Source organism: Azospira sp. (assembly GCF_030247495.1).
GTDB lineage: Bacteria > Pseudomonadota > Gammaproteobacteria > Burkholderiales > Rhodocyclaceae > Azospira > Azospira oryzae.
The window spans coordinates 142,745-163,410 of record NZ_JAOTRW010000005.1; the positions used below are offsets into that span (position 1 = coordinate 142,745).

The following is a 20,666-nucleotide window of genomic DNA, read 5'->3' on the forward strand; positions in this document are numbered from 1 at the left end:
GGGGCGATATCGATTGAGCTATGGCAACCAAATGAAAAAGAGGCCACGCAATTGCGGGGCCTCTTTTCCATTGTTGTCCGGCCGACTTTATTTACTACCATCAGCTCATTTTTGCAGCAAAACGGCTATCTCCTTGTTTTTATTTAGTTTCAAGATTCTCCATTTCATTTCAAGAAACTATTGTCCGGAAACAGAAAGCGTGAATTACCAGAGGGTTTCCCGCTCGGCGGAGGCGGTGATCTTGTGGATGGAAAGGTCGGCGCCGTTGTATTCATCCTCCTGGTCCAGGCGGATGCCCACCAGCTGCTTGATGACGCCATAGACCAGGCCGCCGCCCACCAGGGCGATGACGATGGCCAGGCCGGTCATGAGCAGCTGGGACAGGAAGGAAACGCCGCCGGCGCCACCCAGGGCCTCCAGCCCGAAGATGCCGGCGGCGATGCCGCCCCAGGCGCCGCACAGGCCGTGCAGGGGCCAAACGCCGAGCACGTCGTCGATCTTCCAGCGGTTCTGGGTCAGGGTGAACATGACAACGAAAAGGGCACCGGCAACGCCGCCGGTGACCAGGGCACCAAGGGGGTGCATCAGGTCGGAGCCGGCGCAGACGGCCACCAGGCCGGCCAGGGGGCCGTTATGCACGAAGCCCGGGTCATTCTTGCCCAGCACCAGGGCCGCCAGGGTGCCGCCCACCATGGCCATGAGGGAGTTGAGGGCCACCAGGCCGGAAATCTTGTCCAGGCTCTGGGCGCTCATAACGTTGAAGCCGAACCAGCCGACGATGAGGATCCAGGCGCCCAGGGCCAGGAAGGGAATGGAGGACGGCGGATGGGCGCCGGCTATGCCGCCATCCTTGTGGTAGCGGCCGCGGCGGGCGCCGAGCAGGAGTACGGCGGGCAGGGCGATCCAGCCGCCCATGGCATGCACCACCACGGAGCCGGCGAAATCGTGGAACTCGGCGCCGAAGCTGGCCAGCAGCCATTCCTGGATGCCGAAGGCGTGGTTCCAGGCGATGCCTTCGAAGAAGGGATAGACGAAGCCCACCAGGCAGAAGGTGGCGGCCAGCTGGGGATTGAAGCGGGCCCGCTCGGCGATGCCGCCGGAGATGATGGCCGGGATGGCGGCGGCGAAAGTGAGCAGGAAGAAGAACTTGGTCAGGTCGTGGCCGCTGTTCTGCATCAGCGCCTGGGCGTCCTGGAAGAAATGCACGCCGTAGGCGATGCCGTAGCCGACGAAGAAGTAGGCCAGGGTGGACACGGCGAAGTCGGAAAGGATCTTAACCAGGGCATTGACCTGGTTCTTGCGGCGCACGGTGCCCAGTTCGAGGAAGGCAAAACCGGCGTGCATGGCGAGCACCATAATGGCGCCCAAGAGAACGAAAAGGGTGTCCGAGGCGGACTTGTAAGCTTCCATGGTGCCTCCAGCAAAAAGTTGGCACCACAAAAGCAAGCCCCGTTCCAGGGGCTTAGCACTGTTAAATCATTACCTTAGCCATAGGCGCCCGGCAGGTACGCACCGGCATTGTGCGTATTGCACCGGACATGCTGCCTATTGGTGCATTTTGCACCGTACCGGGGCGCCCGCCGTCCGGCCCCTTAGCGGGGTCCCAGACCGGGTGGCAGCAGCACCCACATCTGCCCCGTCTGCTTCATCCGCCCGGCCAGGGCGCCGGCCTCGGCGCCGTAGCCCCAGAAGTAGTCGGCCCGCACCACGCCCTTGATGGCGCCGCCCGTGTCTTGGGCCAGCACCAGGCGGCGCAGGGGTTTGCTGCTGTTGGGATGGCTCGCCGCCAGGAACACCGGTGCCCCCAGGGGCGTGCTGCGGGGATCGATGGCGATGCTGCGCTCCGGAGTCAGGGGCACGCCCAGGGCGCCGATGGGGCCTTCGCTGGCGGGCAGGTCCAGCTCCCGGAAAAAGACGTAGCTGGGATTGGCGTTGAGCAGGTCGTTGACCTTGGCCGGATTGGCCCGGGCCCAGGCCTGGATACCCTGCATGGAAGCCTGCTCCGGTTTCAGCTCGCCCCGCTCGATCAGCACCCGGCCGATGGACTGGTAGGGGTGGCCGTTCTGGTCGGCGTAACCGAGGCGAACGATGCTGCCGTCGGGCAGCCGGACCCGACCGGAGCCCTGGATCTGCAGGAAGAACAGCTCGATGGGATCGTCCACCCACAGCAGGGTGCGGGCCTTGAGGCTATCCTCCCTGGCCATCAGTTCGGCCCGGGACCAGTAGGGCACCACCTTGTTGCCCAGCAGGCGGCCCCGCAGGCGGTAGTTCTTGAGGTCCGGATACAGCTCGGAGAGGTCGATGGTGAGCAGATCGTCCGGCACCCCCAGCACGGCATAGCGGCCGGGACCGGTGGGCTTGCGGCTGCCTTTGAGCAGGGGCTCGTAATAGCCGGTGATCATGCCCTCGACGGTGCCTTCCGGATTGGTCAGCAGATAGGGCTGGAAGCGGGATTCGAAGAAGCGCCGCAGGCTGCCGTTGTCCGGCTTGCTCCCCAGGGTCTGGGCTTCATCGCAGGCGGGACGCCACAGGGGCCATTCCTTCTTGCCCACCAGGCCCTTGCAGGATTGCAGGAAGGCCGGCCAGGCTGCGCCCAGATCGTCCTCGCCCCAGCCGGGCAGGTCTTCCCAGCGGGCCGGCTGCAGGGGCTTGGCGGCGGGGGGCGGCGGCAGCTGGGCGCCGGCGGGCGGACACACCGGGGCGGCGCCGGGCGCCGGGCAGACGGGACAGGCCGGGCAGGCGCCGGCGGCGGTGGCCGCCGGCCGGGGCGCCGTGGCGCAGCCGGCCAGGAGGGCCAGGCTGGCGGCAAGCAGGAGCAGGCGGCGGGGCATTTGGCTTATGGGCATGATTGGGCTAAGGTCCGGACTTTTCCCCAGTATACCGGTAGCCCCATGCCCTCACCTGCCAAGACGCCCCGTACGGCAGCCGCCGTGGCCGATCCCCTGGAACGCCTGGTGCGCTTCCTCGACACGGCCGAAGCCCTGCTCGCCCGCCTCGAGCCCCTGCTGCCCGAAGCCCTGCCCCAGCCCGACTGGAAAGCCCCGGCCTACCGCTGGCGGCGCAAGAACGGCCGCGGCTTCCTGCAGGCCGTGGCCCAGCCCCACCCGATCCGTCTCAAGGACCTGCAGGACATCGACGACCAGAAGCAGCGCATCGTCGCCAACACCCGTCAGTTCCTCGCCGGCCGCCCGGCCAACAACGTGCTGCTGACCGGCACCCGGGGCTGCGGCAAGTCCTCCCTGGTGAAGGCCCTGCTCAACGAATACGCCAAGAAGGGCCTGCGCCTGATCGAGGTGGACAAGTCGGACCTGGTGGACCTGCCGGACATCGTGGATATGGTGGCGGGCCGCCCCGAGCATTTCATCATCTTCAGCGACGACCTCTCCTTCGAGGCCGGCGAGGACGGCTACAAGGCCCTGAAGTCGGTGCTGGACGGTTCCGTCACCAGCGTCCCGGACAACGTGCTGATCTACGCCACCTCCAACCGTCGCCACCTGATGCCCGAGTACCACGCGGAGAACCTGGAGACGAGCAAGGTGGGCGACGAAATCCACCCGGGGGAGGCCATCGAGGAAAAGATCTCCCTCTCCGAACGCTTCGGCCTGTGGATTTCCTTCTACCCCTTCAGCCAGGACGACTACCTCAACATCACCGCCCACTGGCTGGCCCACTTCGGCTGCGCCGCAGCGGCGCGCGAGAGCTGGGAGCGGGATGCCCTCAACTGGGCCCTGCAGCGCGGCTCCCGCAGCGGCCGGGTAGCCTGGCAGTTCGCCCGGGACTACGCCGGCAGCCACGCGCCGAAGGGTGGCAAATGAGCAAGGTGGTGGAAGTATCGGCAGCCGTCATTGAACGCAATGGCGGCCAGGAGTTTCTCCTCGCCTGCCGCCCAGAGGGCAAGGTCTACGCCGGCTACTGGGAGTTTCCCGGCGGCAAGGTGGAAGCCGGCGAGAGCCACCGCCAGGCCCTGGACCGGGAACTGCAGGAGGAGCTGGGCATCACCGTCACCGCCGCCACGCCCTGGATTTCCCGCCGCTTCGTCTATCCCCACGCCACGGTGCGCCTCAAGTTCTTCCGCGTCACCGCCTGGGAGGGGGAGATCGCCCCGATCGAGCACTCCGCCTTTGCCTGGGCCAGGATCGGCATGGATGCTGGCGTTGAGCCCATCCTGCCGGCCAACGGCCCCATTCTGCGGGCCCTGGCCCTGCCCCCCCTGTACGCCTTGACCCAGGCCGAGGAGCGGGGAGTGGAGGCTGAAATGGCACGTCTGGAGCGGGCCCTGGCCGGGGGGCTGAAGCTGGTGCAGGTCCGAGACAAGCAGCTGCCCCCTGCCGTCCGGGCCGATTTCGCCGCCCGGGTGGTGGCCCTGGCCCACGCCCACGGCGCCCGGGCCCTGCTCAACGCGCCGGACGAGGCCAGCGATACCCTCGCCCGCCGCCTCGGCGCCGACGGCATCCACCTGCCCGCCGCCCGCCTGCAGACCCTCACGGCCCGCCCCGACTTCCCCCTGGTGGCCGCCTCCTGCCATTCGCCGGAGGAACTGGCCCTGGCCGACCGGCTGGAGCTGGATTTCAGCGTCCTCGGCCCGGTCCGGCCCACCCCCAGCCATCCGGAGCAGGCCGGGCTGGGCTGGGACGTTTTCGGCGAGTGGGTGTTCGATTGCGCCCAGCCGGTCTACGCCCTGGGAGGCATGACCACGGCGGAGCTGGAAACGGCCCGCCGCCACGGCGCCCAGGGCATCGCCCTGATGCGCGGCTGGTAGGCCTCAGGCCTTGGGGAAGGGGCTGTCGGCAACGGCCCCGTCTTCCCCCGGGCCGGCCTCTTCCTGCACCGGCACCCGGTAGGACTCGGAAGCCCAGGCGCCCAGGTCGATCAGCTTGCAGCGCTTGGAGCAGAAGGGACGATAGGGATTGTCGGGGGACCAGAGGGAGTCGCCGCCGCACTGGGGGCAACGGACTTTACGGGGAGCGTTCATGGGCGATGGCAGCCAGGGACGGAATGGGCGAAAGGGAAAAGGTACGGCGGCGGCAGGAGCAATCCCGCAGCGCCACGGGCCGCATTAAAGCAGAATTTCCAGGCCGCCGCAGTCTTCCTAGGCGCAGACGTGGAAACCCGAGTCCGGAACGGGAAAAGGACATTCAGCAGCGGGATGGAAGGCGAAGCAGCGCGAGCGGCCGCCCCAATGACGCTCAGAGGTTGCAGAAGGTCATGTCGAAGGCGACCTCGCGGTCGCAGGCCCGGGGCTTGAGGTCGCCGTCCGGGCAGGTGAAGCGGATGTTCAGGGCGTATTTGTTGGCGCTGATTTCGGGAATGGCGGGGTCGCCGTCCCGCAGGGTGACCCGCACCATCTGGGCATTGCTGCCGCCGAGCATGAGTTGGAAACCGCCGGAGGGCGCCACCTGGGCCTTGGGCCGGCCGGAGGAGCGCAGTAGGCGCAGCACGATGGTGAGGCCGTCGCGCAGGGGCAGCAGGGGCTTGAGCCAGCCCATGAGGGCGGCCCGGCGCTGCTCGGCCGGGTGGTGCTGCCAGAAATGGTAGGAGGGCAGATCGAATTCGCAGACGCCGCCGGGAATGGCGGCCCGGCTCTTGATGCTCATCAGCCACTCATTGTCGCGCAGGTGCTGACCGATCTTGCCGGTCATGGCCAGCAGGGCGGCGGAGGCCTGCTCGATCTCGTAGAGGGCGCCGGAAAGGGCCTCTTCGGAAATGTCGGGGTTGTTGCGGAAGGCCAGCAGGGTCTGGCGCTGGCGCTCCAGTTCCTGGATCAGGTCCATTTTCAGGTCGGCCCGGGAAACTTCCAGGATTTCGAACAGGGTCAGCAGGACGACATGGTGTTCCAGGTGGCCTTCGGCCTGGAGATAGTAGGCGGCCTTGTCGAACAAATCCTCCAGCCGCAGCAGGGTGCGGATGCGCTCATTGAAGGGATATTCGTAGGTGATCACGCCAGGTTTCGCCAGGGTTTGCCAGTCAGGGTCCGGTAAGTGCGCTTACGGCGGGCATTATGTCGTCAAAGTGCGAGGATTCTGAACCATTCAGCCATAAACCTCAACACTAATAAGCCTTTGGGCATAAATTTGAATAATATGCATCAAGTTGGTGCATGAATTCCGGAAGCGGCCGCCAGATACTGGTGGTGCAGGCGCTCCACCTGGGGGACCAGGGCGGCCGCATCGCCGCCGTTGTCCACCACGTCGTCGGCCACCGCCAGGCGCTGCTGGCGGCTGGCCTGGGCCGCCAGGATGGCCTGCACCTCGGCCTCGCCCAGGCCGTTGCGGGCCATCACCCGGGCCACCTGGACCGCCTCGGGGCAATCCACCACCAGCACCCGCTGCACCCGTTCCCGGTAGCTGCCCGATTCCACCAGCAGGGGCACCGCCAGGATGACGTAGGGCGCCCGGGCCGCCTGGCAGCGGCGATCGCTCTCGGCGCGGATCAGGGGATGGAGAATGGCTTCCAGGCGCTGGCGCGCCGTGGCGTCGGCAAAGACCTGGCGGCGCATGGCGGCCCGGTCCAGGGCGCCCCGGGCGTCCACCACCGCCGGCCCGAAGGCCTCTGCGATGGCCGCCATGGCGGCGCCATGGGGCCCGGTCAGTTCGTGGGCGATGGCATCCGTATCCACCAGGGCGGCGCCCCGGGCGACGAAAAGGTCGGCCACGGTGCTCTTGCCGCTGCCGATTCCGCCGGTCAGCCCGACGACGTAGGGCATTTCAGGGCTTCTTCGCCGCCTTGGCCTCGCAGGCGGAGGGCGTGGCGGTGATGGCGGTGCCCGAATCCTTGAGGCCCTGGATCTGGGTCGGATCGCCCCGGGCTTCCACATGCACGGCGGTGGTCTTGCCGCCCCGCAGCCCCACCTTGGCCGAACGCACGCCCTTGGCCTTGAGGCTGTCCAGCTGGTCCTTGGCGCCCTGCTCGCTGGAGAAGATGCCGAGGGAAATGGCGTACTGGTTGGCGCCGGCTTCGGTGACGATGAAGAACTCTGTGACCCCCAGCTTCTTCAGCTCGCCGGCCTTGCGCTCGGCGTCGGCCTTGCTTGCCAGGGGCGGGATATACACCCAGTGGCTGCCGCCTTCGGCGGAGACCACGCTGCGGGAGAGGGTCAGGCTCGGGTAGCGCTTCTTGGCCAGGGCCACCAGGGCGTCGGCCTCGGCCGCCGGCAGGTCGGGCCAGGCCAGGCAGGCCTGGGCCTTCTTCTCCTCGGCTTTCTTGTCCTCGGCTTTCTTGTCCTCGGCCTTTTTCTCTTCCGGCTTCTTTTCCTCCGGCTTTTTCTCGTCGCCCTTCTTTTCGTCCGCCTTCTTATCGGTCGCCTGGGAGGCAGCAGGGACGGGCGTCTCCGCCACCCCATGGCTGGCAGGCGCGTCCTCCTTGGCTACGGGGGCAGGGGCCTCGGCGGTCGGCTTCTCACCTGCCTCCGCCGCCGGCTCGCCCTTGCTGACGATGACGATGCGCTCCGGCTGCAGCTGCTGGTGCAGCCGCTCCCCATCCGGGTTGTCGCCGCCGCCCAGATAGCCCCGGGCGAAGACGAAGAACAGCAGATTGGCCAGAACCAGCAGGAAGACCAGGACGCGCATGACGGAAATCTCCGGAAAAGGCCGGCTGGCCTCAGCCCACCTTGGGCAGATGTTCCAGGGAACGGGCGACCGCCTCGGCCGGGTAGTCGTAGTCCTCCAGCTTGCCGCTGAAGAAGCGCTCGTAGGAAGACATGTCGAAGTGGCCGTGGCCGGTGAGGTTGAACAGGATCACCTTGGGCTCGCCGGTCACCTTGGCCTTCAGGGCCTCGTCGATGGCGGCGCGGATGGCGTGGCAGGATTCGGGGGCGGGAATGATGCCCTCGGCCCGGGCGAACTGCACGCCGGCCTCGAAGGTGGCCAGCTGGGAGACGGCCACCGGCTCCACCAGGCCCTCATGCACCACCTGGGAAACCAGGGGCGAGGCGCCGTGGTAACGCAGGCCGCCGGCGTGGATACCGGGGGGCATGAAGTCGTGACCCAGGGTGTACATCTTCATCAAGGGGGTGAAGCCGGAGGCGTCGCCGAAGTCGTAGGCGTAGGCGCCCTTGGTCAGGGTCGGGCAGGAGGTGGGTTCCACCGCCAGGCAGCGCAGGTTTTCCGCCCGCTTGTCGCCGGCGGCCTTGTCGGCCAGGAAGGGGAAGGCGATGCCACCGAAGGAGGAGCCGCCGCCACAGGGCCCGATGACCACATCCGGGTATTCGCCGATCTTGTCGAACTGCTTCTTCGCTTCCAGGCCGACGATGGTCTGGTGCAGCAGTACGTGGTTGAGCACGGAGCCCAGGGTGTAGTTGGTGTCGGGGCGGGAGGCGGCCTCTTCCACCGCTTCGGAGATGGCCAGGCCCAGGGAGCCCTGGTTGTCAGGATTCTCCGCCAGGGCGGCACGGCCGGTCTGGGTCAGCTCGGAGGGGCTGGCGAAGACTTCGGCACCCCAGGTCTGCATCATCAGGCGGCGGTAGGGCTTCTGGTCGTAGCTGACCTTGACCATGTACACCCGCACCGGCAAGCCGAACATCTGGCCGGCGAAGGAGATGGAGGAGCCCCACTGGCCGGCGCCGGTTTCAGTGGTCAGGCGCTTGATGCCGGCCTGCTTGTTGTAGAAGGCCTGGGGCACGGCGGAGTTGGGCTTGTGGGAGCCGGCCGGGGAGACGCCTTCGTACTTGTAGTAAATCTTGGCGGTGGTGCCCAGGGCCTGCTCCAGGCGCACGGCCCGGACCAGGGGCGCGGGGCGCCACAGGCGGTAGATTTCGCGCACTTCCTGGGGAATGGGAATCCAGCGCTGGTCCGACATTTCCTGTTCGAGGATGGCGCCGGGGAAGATGACGCCCATCTGCTCCGGCGTCGCCGGCTGGCCGTCCGGACCCAGGGGCGGGACCGGCGGGGTCTTCAGGTCGGCCACGATGTTGTACCAGTGGGTCGGAATCTCGTTCTGCTCGAGCAGGATGCGGGTGTTCTCCATGATCTCCCTTTGTCTTTTAACGGTTCTGGCCGGCAGCAAGGCCGGCAGGCGAAGTATAACGCGGCCCCGCCCCGGCTTTCCGGCCGGGCGGGGCCGCCGCAGCGGCCGTCAGGCGACGGCCGTTAGATCGGCGACCCGGGCCAGTCCTTCCAGCACCAGGTAATCCACCCGGCGCACCGGCAGGGCCGGGTCCAGGCATTCGTCCAGCTGGGCGGCGCCGCCGCCGGAAAGCAGGCAGGGGGAGCCGGGCGGCAGCTGCCGGTAGAGCCGCTCCACGGCGCCGGCCTGGGCATGCAGGCAGCCGCTGACGATGGCCGCATCGGTGCTGCGCGGCAGCTCGGCGAAATCCCCCTCGGCCAGGGGCAGCTGGGCCGTGTGGCGGTTGAGGGCGCCCCGCATCAGGTCGAAGCCGGGCAGGATGCAGCCGCCGGCGAAATAGCCGTGACCGGGCCGCTCCGGGTCTTCCAGCAGCACATCGATGGTCAGGGCGGTTCCCGCATTGACCACCAGGCAAGGCCGTCGCTCCTGGTTCCAGGCGCCCACCAGGGCGGCCCAGCGGTCCGCCCCCAGCTGGGCCGGGCGGGCGTAGCCGTTGCGCACCCCGGCAGCTTCCGGCGTCGCCAGAAAATTCTCCAGCCCGGGGGACAGGGGCACCAGGGCCTGGGCCACGGCCGCCGCCACTTCCGGTCCGGCCACGTTGCAAAAGAGGATGCGCTGCAGGCCCTGCCCCGCCGGCAGGGCCTGGCGCAGGGCATGGGGCAGGTCGCCGATGCGCTCCCGTTCCAGGGCGCCCCGGGCACGCCAGGCGCCGGCCTGGCGCAGGCCCCACTTGAGGCGGGTGTTGCCGGCATCGAGCAGCAGGATCATAGGGGCCTCAGGGAAAGGTCGCCGGCCAGGTGGCGCAGCACGCCGTCCGGGCCCTCCAGCAGCAGGGCGCCGTCGCCGTCGGCGCCGCGGCACAGGCCGGAGGCCACCACCTTGCCTTCCTCCAGCAAATGCACCGGACAGTCCTGCCAGGCATGGCGCTGCTGCCAGTCGTCGGCGAGGGCGGCAAAGCCGCCGCGACTGAAGCGGTCCAGCACCGCCACCAGCTCCCGCAGCAGGGCCGCCAGCAGGTCGTGGCGCTCCGGCACCGCGCCCATCAGCGTCGCCAGACCGGCCGGGGCCAGCCCGCCGGGCGCACTCACCGCCGGTGCCCGCAAATTAATACCGATGCCGATGATGGCCTCGGTGCCGCTGCGGCTGGACGACAGTTCCACCAGGATGCCGGCCAGCTTGCCGAGGCCGCCCGGCACCGGGGCCAGCACGTCGTTGGGCCATTTCAGGACCACACCGGCGGCGCCGAGGGATTCGCAGGCCCGGGCGACGGCCACGCCAACGGCCAGGGACAGGCCGGCCACCTTGTCGAAGCCGCCGGCAAAACGCCACAACAGGGAAAAGGTGAGACTGTCCTCGGGGCTGGAAACCCAGTCCCGGCCGCGCCGCCCGCGGCCGGCGCTCTGCCGGTCGGCCACCACCACGCTGCCGGCCGGCGCCCCCCGGGCGGCCCGGCGCGACAGTTCGGAACTGGTGGAATCGCAGCTTTCCAGGCTGTCCACATCCACCCGGCCGACGATGGCGCCGAGGCGGGAAACGAGGAGGGCCGGGTCGATCAGGGATGCAGCCATGACAGCGCCAGAAGGAATGAAGGCACCATTATCGGGGATAAGGCCGGGAAGGAAAAACTTCTCTGGCCCCATGCTCTGGCCTCAGAGGCAGCCGCCGCCGGGAATCGAATCCCCCGGCGGGGCCGAAGCCGCTTATTCCGCCGCCGGTTCCTCGGCCGCAGCGGCGGCCTTGCCGCCCTCCAGGCCCAGCTCCTGGATCTTGCGGGTGATGGTGTTGCGGCCGATGCCCAGGGCCTGGGCCGCCTCGATGCGGCGGCCGCCGGTGTGGGCCAGAGCACGGGAGATGAGGATGCGCTCGAAGGTGTCGGAGAGCTTGCCGTGGATGTCCGGCACGCCCCGGGCCAGGAGCCGATCGGCCTCGGCCGCCAGGGCTTCCTCCCAGCCGCCGATGACGCCGGCGCCGCTGGCGGGGGAGGTTTCCCGCAGTTCCGGCGGCAGGTCCCCCACTTCCACCAGCTGGCCGGGAGCCATGACGGTGAGCCAATGGCAGAGGTTTTCCAGCTGCCGCACGTTGCCCTGGAAGTCGAGGGAAACGAGGAACTTCACCGCCCCGTCGGACAGGCGCTTGGGCTCCACCCCCAGCTCCTGGGCGCTCTTGGCGAGGAAGTGGCGGGCCAGCAGGGGAATGTCCTCACGCCGCTCGCGCAGGGCCGGCAGGCGGATACGGATGACGTTGAGGCGGTGGAACAGATCCTCCCGGAAGAGACCGTCCTTGACCCGGGTTTCCAGGTTCTGGTGGGTGGCGGCGATGACCCGCACATTGGCCTTCAACGGCTGGTGGCCGCCGACCCGGTAGTAGTGGCCGTCGGAGAGCACCCGCAGCAGGCGGGTCTGCAGTTCCGAGGGCATGTCGCCGATTTCGTCGAGGAACAGGGTGCCGCCTTCGGCCTGCTCGAAACGGCCCCGGCGCTGGGTGGCGGCGCCGGTGAAGGCGCCCCGCTCATGGCCGAACAGTTCGGATTCGAGCAGGTCCTTGGGAATGGCCGCGGTGTTGATGGCGATGAAGGGCTTGTCCGCCCTGGGGCTGTGGCGATGCAGGGCCCGAGCCACCAGCTCCTTGCCGGAACCGGATTCGCCGGTGATGAGCACGGTGGCGTGGCTCATGGCCAGACGGCCGATGGCGCGGAAGACTTCCTGCATGGCCGGAGCCTGACCGAGGATCTCCGGACTGATGCTGGTTTCCTCAACCGCACCATCCTGGTGCATCGACTCATCCAGGGCCCGGCGGATCAGTTCCAGGGCCTGGTCCACGTCGAAGGGTTTGGGCAGGTATTCGAAGGCCCCGCCCTGGAAGGCGGCGACGGCGCTCTCCAGGTCCGAGTAGGCGGTCATGATGATGACCGGCAGGGAGGGGATGTGGGACTTCACGTGCTGCAGCAGCTCCAGGCCGGACTGGCCGGGCATGCGGATGTCCGAAAGCAGGACCTGGGGCACCTCTCCGGCGTCCAGGGCGGCCAGGGCATCCACGGCGGAGGCGAAGCTCTTGTGGGCGATCTGTTCCCGGGCCAGGGCCTTTTCCAGGACCCAGCGGATGGAGCGGTCATCGTCGACAATCCAGACGGGTTTCATTGTGATCCCTTATTCGTTTTGCGCTGTGGCGAAATGGTCCACAGCACCGAGCAATTACTTTGCCAGCTTGGCGCCGGCCTCAGGCGTGTTCCAGGGGCAGGCGCACGATGAAGCAGGTGCGGCCCGGGCGGCTCTCGCATTCCACCGTGCCCTGGTGCTGCTGCACGAAGCTCTGGGCCAGGGTCAGACCAAGGCCGGAACCACCGTCCCGGCCGGAGACCAGGGGGTAGAACATGCGCTCCCGGATGTCTTCGGGAATACCGGGGCCGTTGTCGATCACCTGCAGTTCCAGGGCCAGGCGGAAGCGCTTCTTGGCCAGGGTCACCTGGCGCACGGCCCGGGTGCGCAGGACGATCTCACCCTTGCCTTCCATGGCCTGGGCGGCGTTGCGGGCGATGTTGAGGATGGCCTGGATCAGCTGCTCCCGGTCGCCGATGAGGTCCGGCAGGCTGGTGTCGTAGTCACGGCGGATCTTCAGCTGGCCGGGGAATTCGGCCAACAGCAGGCTGCGCACCCGTTCCAGGATTTCGTGGATGTTCACCGGCCCGGGCTGCATCGGCCGATGGGGCGAAAGCAGGCGCTGCATCAGGTCCTGCAGCCGGTCCGCTTCCTTGATGATGACCTGGGTGTATTCCCGCAGGCTGGGGTTGTTCAGTTCGAACTCCAGCAACTGGGCGGCGCCCCGGATGCCGCCGAGGGGATTCTTGATCTCGTGGGCCAGGTTGCGGATCAGTTCCCGGCTGGCCTGTTGTTGTTGCAGCAGGCGCTCTTCCCGGGAGGCGCGGATCTGCTGGTCGATGGGGCGCAGCTCCAGCAGCAGGCGGGCCTCCGGGGCATCCACCGGCGTCACGGTGCAGTTGATCTGCAGCACCTCGTCGTCTTCGCGGCGAATCTCGATGTTGTGGCCGGTATAGCTCCAGTCGTTGTCCAGAGCGCTGTCCAGGGCCTTCTGCAGGCCGGCCGAGGCCTGGATGATGTCCAGCAGGGAGCGTCCCACCACCACCCGGCCGCTGGTGGCCAGCAGGTTCTCCGCCGCCGGGTTCATGTGGCGGATGACAAGGCCGTCACCCAGGAGGATGACGGCAGACGAAAGCAGGTCGAGGCCGCTGAAGGGGCCGGGATTCAGATTAGGCATGGCTGGTTGGATAGCAGGAAGCGTACCAGCCGCGGCGCTCAACGCAGATTGCCGATTTCCTTGCGGATGGCTTCGATGTTGCGCTCATGCAGTTGCACCTTGTCCTTGTAGGGCTGCACCCGCTCGGCCACCTTGGCGCCGTTGATGCCGCCGCCGACGTTGCGGTCGGTCGGCTGGATGTTGGCCTCCTGATTGGCCAGCTCCTTCTTGGCGGCCTCCAGGTTCTTCTGCTCCGCCGCCAGTTCCTGTTCCAGGATGGTGCGGCGGTCGTTGTCGCGGCTGCGCTGGGTTTCGCTGCCCACCTTGGGGAAATCCGAAGGCGAAGGCGTGCTGACCTTGGCCGGGGCCCGGCTGCCGCCGCTGGGAGCCGAGTTGGTGGGATCGGTGATGATGCGCTTGCAGCCCTTGCCGGGGGCATTGGCATAGGTGATGTGACCGGCGTCGTCGGTACATTTGAAGATGTCGGCCCGGACCGGGCCGACAAACCCCAGGGCCAGCAGGCTGGCCAGCAGGGAGGCACGGGAAAGCTTGGTATTCATTGCCGCTCCTTGAGTTCGGGGCAAGTGTATTGGATCGATAGGGCTTTTACAAATGCCTTTGCCATTGCTCCGGGCAAGCCCGGACACGGCGTCGGAGGCCTCGCTCGGCGGCCTCGGGAGCAAAAAAAAGGGACGGCCGCGGCCGTCCCCTTTCTCGGTACTGCAGCCGCTTAGCAGCTGTAGTACAGGTCGAATTCCACCGGGTGGGTGGTCATGCGCAGCTTGTTCACTTCTTCCATCTTCAGGTCGATGAAGGAATCGATCCAGTCGTTGGAGAAGACGCCGCCGCGGGTCAGGAACTCGCGGTCCTTGTCCAGGTTGGCCAGGGCTTCGTCCAGGCTGGCGCAAACGGTCGGGATCTTGGCATCTTCTTCGGGCGGCAGGTCGTACAGATTCTTGTCGGCAGCGTCGCCGGGGTGAATCTTGTTCTGGATGCCGTCCAGGCCAGCCATCAGCAGTGCAGCGAAGCACAGGTAGGGGTTGGCGATGGGATCGGGGAAGCGGGTTTCGATACGGCGGGCCTTGGTGGATTGCACGAAGGGCACGCGGATGGAAGCGGAACGGTTCTTGGCGGAGTAGGCCAGCTTCACCGGAGCTTCGTAGTGGGGCACCAGACGCTTGTAGGAATTGGTACCGGGGTTGGTGATGGCGTTCAGGGCCTTGGCGTGCTTGATGATACCGCCGATGTAGTACAGGGCGGTTTCGGACAGGCCGGCGTAGCCGTTGCCGGCGAACAGGTTCTGGCCATCCTTCCAGATGGACTGGTGCACGTGCATGCCGGAACCGTTGTCGCCAACGATGGGCTTGGGCATGAAGGTGGCGGTCTTGCCGTACTGGTGAGCCACGTTGTGCACGATGTACTTCAGAATCTGGGTCTGGTCGGCGCGACGCACCAGGGTGTTGAAGACGGTGCCGATTTCGTTCTGGCCGGCGGTGGCGACTTCGTGGTGGTGCACTTCGACGGGCACGCCGCAGGCTTCCAGCAGCAGGCACATCTGGGCGCGCATGTCGTTGAAGGAATCAACGGGGGGCACGGGGAAGTAGCCGCCCTTGACCATCGGACGGTGGCCGGCGTTGCCGCCATCGAACTTCTCGGCGGTGGACCAGGCAGCCTCTTCGGAGAAGATCTTCACGTAGGTGCCGGACATGTCGGTCTTCCACTCCACGGAGTCGAAGATGAAGAATTCGGGTTCCGGACCGAAGAAGGCGGTGTCGCCGATGCCGGAGGACTTCAGGTAGGCTTCAGCGCGCTTGGCGATGGAGCGGGGGTCGCGGTCGTAGCCCTTGCCGTCGGCCGGTTCCACCACGTCACAGGTCAGGATCAGGGTGGTTTCGTCGAAGAAGGGGTCGATGTAGGCGGTGTTGGGGTCCGGCATCAGCAGCATGTCGGAGGCCTGGATACCCTTCCAGCCAGCGATGGAGGAACCGTCGAAAGCGTGGCCGGATTCGAACTTGTCTTCGTCGAAGGCGCTGACGGGCACGCCCACGTGTTGCTCTTTACCGCGGGTGTCGGTGAAACGGAAATCGACGAACTTGACGTCGTTTTCCTTGACCATCTTCATGATGTCTTGGGGGGTAGCCATACGCTAAGTCTCCTAACTGAACAGGTACCGGCCGGACCGGCAAAATCAAATAATTCGGTGCGCGACTTTCATAGCAGGTTCCATGCCAGCACTTCGCGCCGAGTAGGCCATTGTGCCATAAGCAAACTTCCCGACCGGGACTTTTTTGACGCACGCAAACGGTGCATTTTACAGGCTAACGCACCATTCTGGTGCGTTCGTGTATATCAGCGCCCCAAAGCTGCTCGTCCCCCCTCGCGACAACTCCGGCGCCAGGAAACCTGGATGGCTCCGCCGGCAGCGGCATCTGACTTATACTTTTCCCATCAACCAGCAGAAGGACAAGCGCCATGGGCAAGATTTCCGACATTCTGACCCTGGCCCAGGAACGGGCCCGGCAACTGGGCCTGCCCTATGGCGGCGCCCTGACGCCCCGGGAGGCCTACGAACTGCTGCAGTCCGCGCCGGGAGCCAAGCTGGTGGATGTGCGCACCCACGCCGAGTGGGACTGGGTCGGCCGCATTCCCGATGCCGTGGAAATCGAATGGATGCAGTATCCCGGCAACCAGCCCAATCCCCACTTTGCCGCCCAACTGGTGCATCAGGTGGATAAAGAGGCCCTGGTGATGTTCATCTGCCGCAGCGGCGCCCGCTCCCACAAGGCCGCCGAAACGGCGGTGCAGGCCGGTTACACCGAGGTGTACAACGTCCTCGAAGGCTTCGAGGGCGACAAGGATGCCAACGGCCAGCGCAACAAGGTGGGCGGCTGGCGCCATGCCGGCCTGCCCTGGCAGCAGGGCTGAGGATCAGCCGAGCAGGTCCTTCAGCCCGGTGTAGATGGACAGCACCGTGGTGCCGATGGCCACCAGGGAGCTGGAAACCTCGTTGATGCGGGATACCGCCTTCTGCAGCTTTTCCATGCTGGGCGGGCCGCTCACCAGGCGCCGCGCCAGGGCCATCTTCCAGCCCCCCTGCCCTGCCGCCGACTCCGCCGCCAAGTCCGCCGGCAGCGCGGAGACACGGCGGGCCAGCAGGCGCCCCAGCAGCATGCCGGTGAGGTAGCTGAAACCGATGCTGGCGGCGTACTCGGCGAATTCGCGCCACTCCACCCGCCCCTGGGGCAGCCAGGGCACCCCATCCACGTAGGCCACCAGACCACTCATGCCGAGCACCGCCAGGGCCGCCATGGCAAAGGCGGCAGCGCCGGCATGCCAGAGGGACCGCGGCCCCCGTTGCAGCAGCATAAAACCGAAGGGCAGGGGAATGAGCAGGGAAACGATGCGCAGATATAGCGTGTCGAGATCGAAGGCCAGCACAATCAGGCCGTGGGCCAGCAGCAACAACAGCAGGGGCAGCCCCCAGTACAGCAGCCAGCTGCCCCGCCCGCAGCCAGAACCGCCGGTCGCCGCGCCGGGCATGGTCCCGGTCGGGCTGCCGGCTTCCAGCAGGCGAATCCGCTCCTGCAGGGCCGACAGTTCCGGTACCGCCTCGCGGCTCTCCTGCAACTGGGCCTCCAGGTCCGCAATGCGGGCCAGGAGCGGCTTGAACAGGTAGAGGTCGCGGCGGCAGACGGGACACACCAGGGCTTCCCGGGAAATGTCGGAGGTGCAGTAGGGGCACTTCATGGGATCACTTCACCACATTGAGCTGCAGCACGGTGGAGGACTGACGCCCCTCGCTGTCCTGCACGGTGACGCGGATCTGGTGCTCCCCCGGCGGCACTTCGGCGCCCGCCAGCTCGATACCGCCCGCACTCAAGCCGGCCTTGACCCGGGGCAGCAGGTCCACCGGGGTCGCCTTCAGGTAGGTGACGGAGACGCTGGCCGGATCGATCCGGGCTCCGCCACGGGGTTCGAAGCTGACCTTCAGGTTGAAGGGGGATTTGACCGGGCCGGCCGCCGGATCGGGGGACAGCATCTTCACCCCCGGGCCCCGGGTGATGCCGCGGGTGACCAGCCCCGCCGCCGCTGCCGGCAGGCGGGCTTCCTCATCCTTGATCAGGGTCACTGCCGCGGCCGGGCCGCTGAGCAGGCCGAGCAAGGCCATCGTCGCAAAAAAACTCGTCACTCGCTGCATCGTCGCTCTCCTCTCAATCGCCCACCACCACGAAGGGGGCCCAAAACAGGGGATGGGCATAGCTGAACGCAGCCTTGCCCGTTTTCGCATCCACGCTGCCCGGCCCGGACAGCAGGGCCAGCATGGACTGGCGCAGGGCCTCGGCCTTGGCCAGCCCCGGCGTCTGCACCTGGCGGCGGAACAGGTCCGTCATGATGAGACGGGCCGCCACGGTTTCCACCGGCCAGTTGGAGACCAGCAGGGCCCGGGCGCCGGCGTAGAAAAAGGCCCGCCCCAGGCCTGACACAGCCTCGGCGCCGCTGCCCTCCCCCGCTGCCGTATTGCAGGCGGAGAGTACCACCCAATCCGCATTCAGCTTCAGGCCGAGAATCTCGTCCAGGGTCAGCAGGCCGTCGCCCTTGCCGCCGCTGAGCTGGGGCGCCGTGAGGGCCAGGGCAGGCTGGATCAGGCCGTCCAGGTCCCCGGGCACCAGGCCGTGGGTGGCGAACATCACCACCCGCCGGTTGCTCAGGTCCGCCTCCAGGACGGAGCGTTCGCTGGCCCGGGTCTGCAGGTAGATGTCGTCATCCCGTTCGGCCCCCAGAACCCGGGCGATTTCCCGGATTTCGCTGCCCGTGTCGGGCAGGCGCGGCAGCAAAGCCAGCTCGGCCGAATCGACGCCACCGGTGCGAGGCACGCTGCGCAGGTGCAGGGGCACTCCCCGGGTGGCCATGCCCTTGGGGGGCAACGCCGCCAGCCGGGCCTGCTCCTCGCTGAACAGGGGATCGCCGAAACCGATGAAGGGACGACGCCCGGCATCCCCCGGCTTGAGGGCCCGCAGGCTGCCCAGGGCCGTTACCGAGGGCAGCTGGGCGATGGCGACGCTGCGGGCCAGCCAGGGCACCTCCTTGTAGGCAGCGAAAGGCAGCGGGCTGCGGCCCGGCGCCGGCACCGCTTCTGTCACCAGGACGGAAAGGGGCAGCTGGCCCAGCTCGGCGTGGGGCACCGCCAGCAGGACCCGGGCACCCTGCCAGGCCGGCAGCACGGGCTGCAGCAGTTGCACGTAGAGATCATGGGCGGCGGCCACGTCGAAGGGGGGGATTTCCTCGATGCTGGTCACCCCCGGGTCCAGGGCGCGGCGCAGGCCGGCCACGGCCGCCGCCAGCCGGGCCCGGGACAGGGCGACGGGCGCCGAGCGGGCCTGGCCCTGGGCCGGTACCGCCCATACCTGGCCGCCCTCCTCACCGAAGTACCAGGCCACCAGCACCTCCCCCGGGTGCAGCCGACGCCGCGCCTCCTCCAGGGTCACCGGCCGGGGATCCACCAGCTGGGCGTAATCGGGGAAACGGCGGGCGATGTCCTTACGATAGCTTTCCCGTTGCTGGCGCAGGGCATCCACATCGCTGCGGATCTTCTGCTGCACCTGGGGCAGCTGCTGGTCCGCGGCAGCCGACAGCAGCTGGGTCAGCAGGGTGTTGAGGGAATTGATGCGGCGCTGGGCATCCTGTTCCTTGCGCGCCAGCTCGGCCAGGGCCGGATCGTCGATGCGGGCCCGGGCGGCACTGGCGGTAAGGGCCCGCTGTACGCTGCTGGAACGGGCGATGTCGGCCAGGCGGAAGGACTCGGCCACCACATCGAAGCCCTTGGGCAGGACCGGGCTGGAGGCGTCCAGGCGACCCAGCAGCTGCAGGTAGCTTTCCAGGATCAGCAGCAGGCGCTGCTGGCGTTTGCGGCTGCCGGTTTCCGCCTCGGCATCGTTGCGGGCCTGGTCCAGCAGGATCGGCACCGCCTGGGCAAAGGCCTGGAAGGCCTCCTCGGGGCGGCCGGCGGCGCCCAGGGTCATGGCCAGGAAGCCCCGTACTTCGGCACTGCGGGCGCTGCCGTCTCCGTAGCGCTGGCGGGCCCAGTCGTACATGGCCCGGGCCATCTGCTCGGCCCGCGTCACATTGCCGGTACGCAGCAGGGCCAGCACCCAATCCAGGTCGGCGGCACCGGTCTTGGCCAGCAGCTCGGGGGAAGCGGCGATGCCGGCCCGCAGCTCCTCGAATACCTGGAGGGCCTCGCCGTAACGGCGCTGGGCCACCAGCGCCGCCGCCAGGGCGCGGCGGGCATCCGAAAGCAGGCGGGATTCGGGCACGGCGCCGGCCTCGAGGAAAGTGTCCAGGGCCGCCCGGGCCAGCAGGGAGGACTCCTCCAGGCGCCCCTCCTCGGCCAGGATGGAGGCCAGGATGCGCAGGCCCTGGCCCACATCGATCGAATCCCGGCCGCCCCGCTCCAGGGAGTGGCGGATGGCCTGGCGGGCATAGATCTCGGCCTCCGCCGTCTTGCCCTGGGCCAGCAGGGTGGCCGCCAGGCTCCGTTCCAGCACCTCGGTGAAACGGCGGCTGCCATCCACGCTGCCGCCGTCGATGTTCCGCTCCTGCAGCCGGGGCAGCAGCGCCAGGTAGGCGTCGTTCTCCCGCAGGGCGCGGCGGTAGGCCGCTTCAGCTTCGATGAAGCGGCCCTCGACACGGAACAGCTCACCCCGGGCCCGCTCGTAGTTGGCCACCCAGGAATGGCCAAAGTTGTCCCAGTTGCGGCTCTGCTTCATGCGGGTCAGGATGGCCTCCAGGTCCCGCAGCCGGGCCCGGGCGCTGTCGAAATCGCCGATCAGGGTGTACTGGTAGGCGGCCAGCTGGTTGGTCCCCGTCAGCTGGCCCTGGGAATTGGCCGGAGTGGCGCGGATGGCCTCCTCGGCATAACGCACGGCCGCCAGCAGGTTGCCGCCGGAGGTTTCGGCGGAGGCCAGTTCCCGCAGGGCGCGGGAATAGCGGGCCGAACCGGCTTCGCCCAGGAGCCGGGCCTGGCCCAGGTCGGCGATCTGCTGCCGGACCCGACCGATGCGGCCGGCAGCCCGGGCCCGTTCCAGATAAAACTCGAACAGCACATTGCGGTCCGAGGTATCGGGTACCGGCTTTTCGGCTGCGGCGACGGCTTCGGCCGCCGCCTTGGGGTCCGGCTTGTACTGGGCCAGCAGGCGGGTTACGTCCTGGATGGTGCGGGGCGGCGGCGCCAGCAGCAGCTCCTCCGGCTCCGGCAACGCTTCCTCGCCGAACACCGGTGCAGCCCCCCCCGCCAGCAGCAGGCAAAGCAGCGAAAGGGGCCGGCCCCAGCGATGATAGAATTTCCGCTTTCCCAA

Annotated in this window: 19 protein-coding genes; 3 read left to right on the forward strand and 16 right to left on the reverse strand. The window is 67.8% G+C overall.

The features are described 5' to 3' along the window. Positions 1 to 204 precede the first annotated feature (204 nt). A complete protein-coding gene (locus OEL49_RS08775) occupies positions 205 to 1,410 on the reverse strand; it encodes an ammonium transporter (protein ID WP_014236165.1) in 1,206 nt (401 codons plus the stop codon). 182 nt (positions 1,411 to 1,592) lie between these two features. Then, positions 1,593 to 2,831 (reverse strand): murein transglycosylase A, encoded by a 1,239-nt coding sequence (locus OEL49_RS08780; protein ID WP_014236164.1) that lies wholly within the window; start codon positions 2,829 to 2,831, stop codon positions 1,593 to 1,595. A gap of 60 nt (positions 2,832 to 2,891) precedes the next feature. Here OEL49_RS08780 and OEL49_RS08785 point away from each other — a divergent pair, with 60 nt between their 5' ends. Both OEL49_RS08785 and OEL49_RS08790 read left to right on the forward strand, forming a co-directional pair. After that, positions 2,892 to 3,815, forward strand: a complete 924-nt coding sequence (locus OEL49_RS08785; RefSeq protein WP_014236163.1) for an ATP-binding protein — start codon at positions 2,892 to 2,894, stop codon at positions 3,813 to 3,815. Beyond that, positions 3,812 to 4,759 carry a Nudix family hydrolase gene (locus tag OEL49_RS08790; protein ID WP_014236162.1) on the forward strand — a complete coding sequence of 316 codons (948 nt, stop codon included), beginning with the start codon at positions 3,812 to 3,814 and terminating at the stop codon, positions 4,757 to 4,759. The genes OEL49_RS08785 and OEL49_RS08790 overlap by 4 nt, the downstream gene beginning before the upstream one ends. Before the next feature lie 3 nt (positions 4,760 to 4,762). Here the strand turns inward: OEL49_RS08790 and OEL49_RS08795 are convergent, their stop codons facing one another. The 11 genes from OEL49_RS08795 to glnA form a co-directional block, all read right to left on the reverse strand. Then, positions 4,763 to 4,972, reverse strand: a complete 210-nt coding sequence (locus OEL49_RS08795) for a DNA gyrase inhibitor YacG (protein ID WP_014236161.1) — start codon at positions 4,970 to 4,972, stop codon at positions 4,763 to 4,765. 214 nt (positions 4,973 to 5,186) lie between these two features. Next, positions 5,187 to 5,939 (reverse strand): cell division protein ZapD, encoded by a 753-nt coding sequence (zapD, locus tag OEL49_RS08800; protein ID WP_014236160.1) that lies wholly within the window; start codon positions 5,937 to 5,939, stop codon positions 5,187 to 5,189. 146 nt (positions 5,940 to 6,085) lie between these two features. Continuing rightward, the gene (gene coaE, locus OEL49_RS08805) at positions 6,086 to 6,703 is read right to left on the reverse strand and encodes a dephospho-CoA kinase (protein ID WP_014236159.1); all 618 of its coding nucleotides are present in this window, start codon (positions 6,701 to 6,703) and stop codon (positions 6,086 to 6,088) included. A 1-nt stretch (position 6,704) separates the two neighbouring features. Next, positions 6,705 to 7,565, reverse strand: a complete 861-nt coding sequence (locus tag OEL49_RS08810; RefSeq protein WP_287874420.1) for an SPOR domain-containing protein — start codon at positions 7,563 to 7,565, stop codon at positions 6,705 to 6,707. A 31-nt stretch (positions 7,566 to 7,596) separates the two neighbouring features. Continuing rightward, on the reverse strand, positions 7,597 to 8,961 hold the full coding sequence (locus OEL49_RS08815) for a TrpB-like pyridoxal phosphate-dependent enzyme (RefSeq protein ID WP_014236157.1): 1,365 nt from the start codon (positions 8,959 to 8,961) through the stop codon (positions 7,597 to 7,599). Between the two features lie 108 nt (positions 8,962 to 9,069). After that, positions 9,070 to 9,828 (reverse strand): type III pantothenate kinase, encoded by a 759-nt coding sequence (locus OEL49_RS08820; RefSeq protein WP_014236156.1) that lies wholly within the window; start codon positions 9,826 to 9,828, stop codon positions 9,070 to 9,072. After that, positions 9,825 to 10,628 carry a biotin--[acetyl-CoA-carboxylase] ligase gene (locus OEL49_RS08825; protein WP_287874421.1) on the reverse strand — a complete coding sequence of 268 codons (804 nt, stop codon included), beginning with the start codon at positions 10,626 to 10,628 and terminating at the stop codon, positions 9,825 to 9,827. The genes OEL49_RS08820 and OEL49_RS08825 overlap by 4 nt, the downstream gene beginning before the upstream one ends. A gap of 132 nt (positions 10,629 to 10,760) precedes the next feature. Further along, the gene (gene ntrC, locus OEL49_RS08830) at positions 10,761 to 12,197 is read right to left on the reverse strand and encodes a nitrogen regulation protein NR(I) (protein ID WP_014236154.1); all 1,437 of its coding nucleotides are present in this window, start codon (positions 12,195 to 12,197) and stop codon (positions 10,761 to 10,763) included. A 79-nt stretch (positions 12,198 to 12,276) separates the two neighbouring features. Further along, the gene (gene glnL / locus OEL49_RS08835; protein WP_130459471.1) at positions 12,277 to 13,332 is read right to left on the reverse strand and encodes a nitrogen regulation protein NR(II); all 1,056 of its coding nucleotides are present in this window, start codon (positions 13,330 to 13,332) and stop codon (positions 12,277 to 12,279) included. Between the two features lie 38 nt (positions 13,333 to 13,370). Then, positions 13,371 to 13,871 carry a DUF4124 domain-containing protein gene (locus tag OEL49_RS08840; RefSeq protein ID WP_014236152.1) on the reverse strand — a complete coding sequence of 167 codons (501 nt, stop codon included), beginning with the start codon at positions 13,869 to 13,871 and terminating at the stop codon, positions 13,371 to 13,373. A gap of 170 nt (positions 13,872 to 14,041) precedes the next feature. Continuing rightward, a complete protein-coding gene (glnA, locus tag OEL49_RS08845) occupies positions 14,042 to 15,454 on the reverse strand; it encodes a glutamate--ammonia ligase (protein WP_014236151.1) in 1,413 nt (470 codons plus the stop codon). A 329-nt stretch (positions 15,455 to 15,783) separates the two neighbouring features. Between glnA and OEL49_RS08850 the strand changes: the two genes are divergently transcribed. Beyond that, positions 15,784 to 16,236 (forward strand): rhodanese-like domain-containing protein, encoded by a 453-nt coding sequence (locus OEL49_RS08850; protein WP_287874423.1) that lies wholly within the window; start codon positions 15,784 to 15,786, stop codon positions 16,234 to 16,236. Between the two features lie 3 nt (positions 16,237 to 16,239). Here the strand turns inward: OEL49_RS08850 and OEL49_RS08855 are convergent, their stop codons facing one another. Genes OEL49_RS08855 through OEL49_RS08865 form a run of 3 tightly spaced genes read right to left on the reverse strand, consistent with a single transcriptional unit; the run spans position 16,240 to position 20,666 of the window. After that, positions 16,240 to 17,058 (reverse strand): hypothetical protein, encoded by an 819-nt coding sequence (locus OEL49_RS08855; protein ID WP_287874425.1) that lies wholly within the window; start codon positions 17,056 to 17,058, stop codon positions 16,240 to 16,242. A 4-nt stretch (positions 17,059 to 17,062) separates the two neighbouring features. Continuing rightward, a complete protein-coding gene (locus OEL49_RS08860) occupies positions 17,063 to 17,479 on the reverse strand; it encodes a hypothetical protein (RefSeq protein ID WP_207222253.1) in 417 nt (138 codons plus the stop codon). Positions 17,480 to 17,522: 43 nt separating this feature from the next. After that, positions 17,523 to 20,666: a CHAT domain-containing protein gene (locus OEL49_RS08865; RefSeq protein WP_287874427.1), complete on the reverse strand. Its 3,144-nt coding sequence runs from the start codon at positions 20,664 to 20,666 to the stop codon at positions 17,523 to 17,525.

What these genes read in the sequence shown, in the direction of transcription:
- OEL49_RS08840 (WP_014236152.1), bottom strand. Translation starts at nt 13,871, where the DNA reads ATGAATACCAAGCTTTCCCGTGCCTCCCTGCTGGCCAGCCTGCTGGCC.
- glnA (WP_014236151.1), bottom strand. Translation starts at nt 15,454, where the DNA reads ATGGCTACCCCCCAAGACATCATGAAGATGGTCAAGGAAAACGACGTC.
- OEL49_RS08860 (WP_207222253.1), bottom strand. Translation starts at nt 17,479, where the DNA reads ATGGCCTTGCTCGGCCTGCTCAGCGGCCCGGCCGCGGCAGTGACCCTG.
- OEL49_RS08785 (WP_014236163.1), top strand. Translation starts at nt 2,892, where the DNA reads ATGCCCTCACCTGCCAAGACGCCCCGTACGGCAGCCGCCGTGGCCGAT.
- OEL49_RS08850 (WP_287874423.1), top strand. Translation starts at nt 15,784, where the DNA reads ATGGGCAAGATTTCCGACATTCTGACCCTGGCCCAGGAACGGGCCCGG.
- OEL49_RS08795 (WP_014236161.1), bottom strand. Translation starts at nt 4,972, where the DNA reads ATGAACGCTCCCCGTAAAGTCCGTTGCCCCCAGTGCGGCGGCGACTCC.
- coaE (WP_014236159.1), bottom strand. Translation starts at nt 6,703, where the DNA reads ATGCCCTACGTCGTCGGGCTGACCGGCGGAATCGGCAGCGGCAAGAGC.
- ntrC (WP_014236154.1), bottom strand. Translation starts at nt 12,197, where the DNA reads ATGAAACCCGTCTGGATTGTCGACGATGACCGCTCCATCCGCTGGGTC.
- OEL49_RS08780 (WP_014236164.1), bottom strand. Translation starts at nt 2,831, where the DNA reads ATGCCCCGCCGCCTGCTCCTGCTTGCCGCCAGCCTGGCCCTCCTGGCC.
- OEL49_RS08815 (WP_014236157.1), bottom strand. Translation starts at nt 8,961, where the DNA reads ATGGAGAACACCCGCATCCTGCTCGAGCAGAACGAGATTCCGACCCAC.
- glnL (WP_130459471.1), bottom strand. Translation starts at nt 13,332, where the DNA reads ATGCCTAATCTGAATCCCGGCCCCTTCAGCGGCCTCGACCTGCTTTCG.
- OEL49_RS08825 (WP_287874421.1), bottom strand. Translation starts at nt 10,628, where the DNA reads ATGGCTGCATCCCTGATCGACCCGGCCCTCCTCGTTTCCCGCCTCGGC.
- OEL49_RS08775 (WP_014236165.1), bottom strand. Translation starts at nt 1,410, where the DNA reads ATGGAAGCTTACAAGTCCGCCTCGGACACCCTTTTCGTTCTCTTGGGC.
- OEL49_RS08810 (WP_287874420.1), bottom strand. Translation starts at nt 7,565, where the DNA reads ATGCGCGTCCTGGTCTTCCTGCTGGTTCTGGCCAATCTGCTGTTCTTC.
- OEL49_RS08820 (WP_014236156.1), bottom strand. Translation starts at nt 9,828, where the DNA reads ATGATCCTGCTGCTCGATGCCGGCAACACCCGCCTCAAGTGGGGCCTG.
- OEL49_RS08855 (WP_287874425.1), bottom strand. Translation starts at nt 17,058, where the DNA reads ATGAAGTGCCCCTACTGCACCTCCGACATTTCCCGGGAAGCCCTGGTG.
- OEL49_RS08790 (WP_014236162.1), top strand. Translation starts at nt 3,812, where the DNA reads ATGAGCAAGGTGGTGGAAGTATCGGCAGCCGTCATTGAACGCAATGGC.